Annotated in this window: 2 protein-coding genes; both read right to left on the bottom strand. The window is 37.2% G+C overall.

Translation table 11 applies throughout. The features are described from left to right. Positions 1-318, bottom strand: a 318-nt coding sequence (gene rplI / locus FHL06_RS14205; RefSeq protein WP_153387314.1) for a 50S ribosomal protein L9, incomplete at its 3' end; no start/stop codon positions are given. An 18-nt stretch (positions 319-336) separates the two neighbouring features. After that, on the bottom strand, positions 337-1,039 hold a 703-nt coding region (locus tag FHL06_RS14200; protein WP_192918045.1), incomplete at its 5' end, for a DHHA1 domain-containing protein.

Here is a 1,039-nt window from a genome sequence, read left to right as displayed (position 1 = left end):
CTTATTGAGTTCTTCAGCAATCTTCTTAGTTGTAACAGAACCAAAGAGACGACCATCAGTACCAGCTTTGGCAGAAATTTCAACGACTGTCTTATCGTCTTCGATCTTAGTCTTCAAAACTTTAGCTTCAGCCTTTTCAGCCTCATAGTCTTTAGCCTCACGGTTTTGTTCAGCTTGTAACTTAGCTACATTAGCCTTAGTTGCTTCAATAGCTTTCTTATTTTTAATTAGGAAATTTTGGGCATAACCGTCAGCAACATTCTTTAATTCGCCCTTCTTACCCTTACCTCTAACATCTTCTAGGAAAATAACTTTCATAATTTAATGATCCTCCTCTTAGTTCTTTTTATTCGAAGCCGTTAAAACATCAACCAATTGATTCTTAACTTCCTCTACCGTTGAATCAGGAATTTGAGTTGCGGCGTCAGACAAGTGTCCACCACCACCAAGTTTTTCCATAATAACTTGAACGTTAACATTACCCAAACTACGTGCCGAAATACCGACCCGACCATCTGGACGTTTGCTAATAACAAATGATGCTTCAACATTATCTAATGATAACAATGTATCAGCCGCGTGAGCAACGAAAACTGGATCGTATGTTTTATCCTCTTCGCCAAAACATACAGCCATATTACCATTAACCATCGTAATCGTTTCAATCAAATGACTCTTTTGAATAAATGAATCTATATTCTCTTTCAAGACATTCTGAATAACAGTCTCGTCTGCACCAACTGAACGTAAGTAACTTGCAGCATCAAATGTTCTCGTACCTGTTCTAAGTGAGAAGGATTTAGTATCGACAGTAATACCTGCTAACAAAGCAGTAGCCTCAATCTTTTCAATAGCCTTCTTATTCTTAGGTTGATACTCAAGCATTTCTGTAATCAACTCACTAGTTGATGAAGCATATGGTTCAATATAGATCAACATTGGATTCTCAGGGAATTCTTCGCCACGTCTATGGTGATCAATGACAACGACTTTATTATTATCGCCATTAAACAAATCTGGATTAATTGAAATGCTTTGT

It is taken from the genome of Companilactobacillus halodurans (assembly GCF_009600985.1).
In the GTDB taxonomy this organism is placed as follows: Bacteria; Bacillota; Bacilli; order Lactobacillales; family Lactobacillaceae; genus Companilactobacillus; species Companilactobacillus halodurans.
Note: the sequence above shows the minus strand (reverse complement) of the source record. Positions and strands in the feature narration are given on the sequence as shown.